This window comes from Flavobacterium sp. (assembly GCF_017985075.1).
Classification (GTDB): domain Bacteria; phylum Bacteroidota; class Bacteroidia; order Flavobacteriales; family Flavobacteriaceae; genus Flavobacterium.
Genome location: NZ_JAGNYF010000084.1, coordinates 1 through 5,454, shown reverse-complemented (window position 1 = coordinate 5,454; position 5,454 = coordinate 1). Strand labels below are relative to the sequence as shown.

5 protein-coding genes and 1 pseudogene are annotated in these 5,454 nt (G+C 30.8%); all 6 read left to right on the top strand.

The window, feature by feature from the left end; translation table 11 throughout:
- Positions 1-207: hypothetical protein (locus tag KA468_RS10375; RefSeq protein ID WP_291242865.1), on the top strand; the 207-nt coding region annotated here is incomplete at its 5' end.
- A gap of 28 nt (positions 208-235) precedes the next feature.
- On the top strand, positions 236-2,047 hold the full coding sequence (locus tag KA468_RS10370) for an MFS transporter (RefSeq protein ID WP_291242864.1): 1,812 nt from the start codon (positions 236-238) through the stop codon (positions 2,045-2,047).
- Between the two features lie 21 nt (positions 2,048-2,068).
- A complete protein-coding gene (locus tag KA468_RS10365) occupies positions 2,069-2,284 on the top strand; it encodes a DUF6814 family protein (protein ID WP_291242863.1) in 216 nt (71 codons plus the stop codon).
- A 144-nt stretch (positions 2,285-2,428) separates the two neighbouring features.
- Complete coding sequence (locus KA468_RS10360) at positions 2,429-2,623, top strand: hypothetical protein (RefSeq protein WP_291242862.1); 195 nt, start codon at positions 2,429-2,431, stop codon at positions 2,621-2,623.
- On the top strand, positions 2,616-5,312 hold the full coding sequence (locus KA468_RS10355; protein WP_291242861.1) for an ATP-binding protein: 2,697 nt from the start codon (positions 2,616-2,618) through the stop codon (positions 5,310-5,312). The genes KA468_RS10360 and KA468_RS10355 overlap by 8 nt, the downstream gene beginning before the upstream one ends.
- A gap of 1 nt (position 5,313) precedes the next feature.
- A pseudogene (locus KA468_RS10350) lies at positions 5,314-5,454 on the top strand (response regulator); the annotation flags it as partial.

Genomic DNA, 5,454 nt, shown 5'->3' with positions numbered 1-5,454 from the left:
GTTTCTGGAAGTAGAGTAGTAGATCAAGTAATGCGTGTTTCTGGTAGAGTTGATTTCAAACAAAATAAATTTAGAGTAACTCCAGAAATTGAATATACTGGTGCTACTTGGGGCGATTTAAATGCTAACGGAAATGGAACAGCTAACCTAAACAAAAAAGATGTGTCAAACATGAGATTTATGATTTCTTGTGTATATGCATTCTAATTTATAAATTAATTAAATACATTAAAATATGAGCGATAAAAAGACAACTGGAATTTGGAAAGTGATTTCCGCTTCCTCAATGGGTACAATGATTGAATGGTACGATTTCTATATCTTTGGAAGTTTAGCAACATTACTTTCTACAAAATTCTTTCCACCAGATAATCCAACGGCAGCATTCTTATCTACGTTAGCAACATTTGCTGCTGGATTCGTGGTGCGTCCATTCGGAGCGTTATTTTTTGGAAGATTAGGTGATTTAATTGGACGTAAATATACGTTCATGGTAACACTTTTATTAATGGGTGGTGCTACTTTCTTAATTGGTTGTGTACCTTCTTATGAAACAATCGGATTTTTCGCACCTTTATTAGTACTTATTTTAAGATTATTACAAGGTTTAGCTTTAGGTGGAGAATATGGTGGTGCTGCTACTTATGTTGCAGAACATTCACCAACAGACCGAAGAGGTTTCTTTACGTCTTGGATTCAAACTACAGCTACATTAGGATTATTTATATCATTAATTGTAATTTACATCACAAGACACTCTTTGTCTAAAGAAGACTTTGTTGATTGGGGTTGGAGAATTCCGTTTTGGGTTTCTATCTTAATGATTTTGATTTCTTACGTGATTAGAAAAAACATGCATGAATCGCCAGTATTTACTAAAGTAAAAGAAGAAGGTAAGGTTTCTGCAAATCCATTAAAAGAAAGTTTTGGAAATAAATTAAACTTCAAATTTGTATTGTTGGCTTTATTTGGAGCTACAATGGGACAAGGTGTGGTTTGGTATACGGGTCAGTTTTATGCCATGAGTTTCATTGAAAAAACAATGAGTATTGATAAAGATATTGCTGATAACATTATGCTTATTTCATTAGCTTTAGGAACACCTTTCTTTGTATTATTCGGATGGTTATCTGATAAAATGAGCAGAAAATGGATTATGATGGCAGGTATGTTAATTGCTATTTTAGCGTACCGACCAATTTATACTTCAATGTATGAATCTGCAAGTGAAAAATCTATGAAAGCAAATGGTAATACATTAGTAATGGATAGCTGTAAAGTTATTGGAGCACCATTAGCGGAAATTAAAACGGCAGCAGATAAAAAAGATCCAACAATTAAGAATACAAAAATTCTTGTTGCTACAAAATCAGATTCGTTATATAATACAGGAGCAAAATTCCATTATACTACTATTGATACGGTTTATGCTGCAAAAGCAATAGAATTTGACGCAAAAGCCAATGCTAAAAATGAAGTTTGGATTAAATTTAATACTACTAAAGATTCTGTAGTAACTGTAAATACTATTAAACTTAAAAATAGTTTAAAACCAGATGAAAAACCAGCAAAAGTTGATACATTAGCAGTTGTAGAATTAAAATCGTTCACAGAAGGTTCAGGTGCTAAATGTCATCCAGCAGGTGTAAGTTTAAAACATGGAACGGAAGTATCTAAAAATATTACAGATGATATTAAATGGCATTTAATTTGGATGGTTTTCATACAAGTATTATTTGTAACAATGGTTTACGGACCTATTGCAGCATTCTTAGTTGAAATGTTCCCAGCAAAAATTAGATATACTTCTATGAGTTTACCTTACCATGTTGGAAACGGTATCTTTGGTGGATTGTTACCAGCAGTAGCTACTTTCTTAGCGTTAAATGCGAAGAAAGCAAATGATATTGCAAAAGAAGCAGGTGATGCGTTACCATTTGACAAGCCATACTTAGAAGGACTTTGGTACCCAATTATTGTAGCAGGAGTTTGTTTAATTATTGGAGTGGTTTACTTAAAATCAAACGATAAAAACGCACACGATTAATAACTTTAAAAACATAACAAAATGAATAAAATAAAAAGAATTTTAGGGATTGTATGGATAGCTATTGGTGCTGTTGCAGTATATTATTTATTTATCAATCAAGCGTTAGGTATGTGGAAAGAAGGCGGAGAAAAATTAGTTCCTGCCATAATATATACTTTTGTATTGTGTCCACTTATTGCATACGGATTATTTACTTTCGGTAAATATTGTTTATCAGGTGAATACGATAACTAATCGGATCTACTTAATTTTAATAATAAATGTTAAAAACCATCTCTATTTTTAGGGATGGTTTTTTTAATTGTAAAATATTACATCTAAATATTTGACTAATTTCAAATTAATCTGTATTTTTAAAACTTTAAATAATGTCAATATATGAAAAAAAGACACCAACAAAAATTAGTAATTGTTTCGATGGTATTACTCATTTGTCTCAATATGCCTATTATTTTATTGTTTGATTCTTCTAAAAGTATATTTGGATTTCCAAGTAGTTATATTTTTATTTTTTCTACTTGGCTGCTTTCTATATTAATTTCATTGGTTATAATGATTCGTTACAATGAATAGTGTTTTTTTACTTATAATACTATCCATTTATTTGGCCATTTTGTTTTATATCGCACATTGGGCAGAAAAAAACAATGATAGCAAATGGACAAACAATCCGTATGTTTATTCTTTGTCTTTAGCCGTTTATTGTACTGCCTGGACGTATTATGGAAGCGTTGGAGTAGCGGCTGATAATGGATTGAGTTTTTTGCCAATTTACTTAGGACCCATAATTATTGCGCCGTCTTGGATATTAATATTAAAAAAAATAATTCGAATTTCCCGTGTTAATAAAATTGCAAGTATTGCCGATTTTATTTCATTACGATATGGAAATAGTCGTTTCTTAGGGGCCATTGTAACTGTAATATGTTTAACCGGAATCATTCCTTATATTTCTTTGCAGTTAAAAGCCATCACAGAAACCTTTCATGTGGTTTCAAACACACCCGTAAATTCTTTTATTTTTGATGACATTACTACTTATGTAGCTATTGCTTTGGCTTTATTTGCTTCCTATTATGGGACACGTTATGCAGATGCTTCGGTAAAAAGAAAAGGAATTGTAACTGCTGTTGCAATGGAAAGCATACTGAAATTAGTGTTTTTTGTTATAATTGGGGTATACGTTACTTTTTTCGTTTTCGATGGTTTTGATGACATTTATCAAAAAGCCAGTCTTTTAAAAGATTTTCAAGCGAAAAATACTATTGGAGGATTACCTCAAGCCATTAATTGGTTTTTACTTTGCCTGCTTTCTATGTTTGCCATCTTTTTATTGCCGCGACAATTTCATGTTTCTGTAGTAGAAAACAATCGCGAAGGTCACGTGAATACAGCTGTTTGGTTATTTCCTTTGTATTTATTACTATTTAATATTTTTGTATATCCAATTGCTTGGGGTGGTAATATTTTATTTGATGGACAAGAAGTAAACTCCGATACCTATTCCTTATTAATTCCTCAATTGTTTGATAATAAAATATTGACTGTTTTGGTATTCCTTGGTGGATTTTCTGCTGCTATTTCAATGATTGTTGTTTCGTCTATCGGATTATCAACAATGGTAACTAATAATATTTTAATTCCGTATAGTTTACTTGGAAAGTTAAAAAATGCCGAAACCATAAGTAGTAAAAGCATTTTAAATAGTCGGAAAATTAGTATTTTTTTACTAATTATACTTTCGTATTTTATTTATAGGTATTTTGGATTAAACTATAATTTGGTTTCCATTGGTTTAGTTGCATTTGTAATCATTTCACAATTGGCTCCTGCATTTTTTGGTGCTTTGTTTTGGAGAAGAGGTTCAAGATTAGGCGCTATTTACGGAATTTTAATTGGATTTATTATTTGTGTATTTACGTTATTAATTCCGTATAGCATTGGTGCTTCAAATAGTGAAAGTACTTTTATTACAGATGGATTTTTAAATGTAGAACTTCTAAAGCCGTTTCAATTATTTGGTTTGGATTATTTAGATCCGATTCCGCATGCATTGTTTTGGAGTTTATTGTTTAATTGGGTGACTTATTTTGCTGTTTCTGTGAGTTTTAAAGGAAATTATCGCGAACGCAATTATGCTGAAATGTTTGTAGATATAAATAAATACAGTTCCAATCATGAAAATGCATTTATTTGGAAAGGAACGGCTTATCGTAACGATATCGAAAAAGTTTTGGTTCGATTTTTAGGTGAAGAACGTACCAAACGAGCTATGAATATTTTTAATGTCAAATACAACGTAGACCAAGATGTAGAATTAGCAGATGCGCGTTTAATTAAGTTTTCAGAGAATTTACTCACAGGACATATTGGAACGGCTTCTGCCAGAATTTTAATTTCAAGCGTAGTAAAAGAAGAAAAAATTTCGCTTCCTGAAGTATTAAAAATTTTAGAAGAATCGAAAGAAAATATCATTGTCAACAAAAAACTGACTGAAACCTCTAATGAGCTTAAAATTATTACGGCTAAACTTCAAGATGCCAATGCCTCATTAATTAGTAAAGACCTACAGAAAGATGAATTTTTAGATACGGTAACGCATGAATTAAGAACGCCAATTACCGCTATTAGAGCCGCAAGCGAAATTTTACATGATGACGATGAAATCCCAGATGAATTAAAAAAGCAGTTTTTACAAAATATTATTTCGGAATCCGATAGATTGAACCGATTAATTGATAAAATTCTTGATTTAGAAAAATTTGAAACAGGAAAGCAAATTATTCATCCTTCACAGAACAATTTAGTAAAAACGATTGAAAAATCTATAGAGTCATTACAGCAACTCATTAAAAACAAACACATTGCAATTCATATTGAAAGCAAACAAGTAGTTACTGCTTTTTATGATGAAGACAGAATCGTGCAAGTAATTACCAATTTAGTATCCAATGCCATTAAATTTTGTCCAGAAACAAATGGCTTAATTACGATTCAAATTAAGGAAAAGAATAATTTTATTCATACTTTCGTGCAAGACAACGGAAAAGGGATACAACCGAATGATTTTGATGCTATTTTTGATAAATTTTATCAATCTACCAATCAAAACATAAAAAAACCTGTTGGAAGTGGTTTAGGATTAGCGATTTGTAAACAAATTATGGAATATCATAAAGGTAAAATATGGGCAGAACCAAGCGCAATTGGCGCAAGTATAGTTTTTACTTTACCTATAAATAATGTTATTGAAAATATATAAAATGAAAAAAATATTAATTGTAGATGACGAACCCAATATTGTAATGTCATTAGAATATACTTTTAAGAAAAATGATTTTGAAGTTTTTATTGCTCGAGATGGAATAGAGGCATTAGAAATTGTAAAATCTAATTTTCCAGAT

Excerpts from the sequence above, each read along its gene's own strand:
- KA468_RS10355 (WP_291242861.1), top strand. The coding sequence starts at position 2,616 with ATGAATAGTGTTTTTTTACTTATAATACTATCCATTTATTTGGCCATT.
- KA468_RS10360 (WP_291242862.1), top strand. The coding sequence starts at position 2,429 with ATGAAAAAAAGACACCAACAAAAATTAGTAATTGTTTCGATGGTATTA.
- KA468_RS10370 (WP_291242864.1), top strand. The coding sequence starts at position 236 with ATGAGCGATAAAAAGACAACTGGAATTTGGAAAGTGATTTCCGCTTCC.
- KA468_RS10365 (WP_291242863.1), top strand. The coding sequence starts at position 2,069 with ATGAATAAAATAAAAAGAATTTTAGGGATTGTATGGATAGCTATTGGT.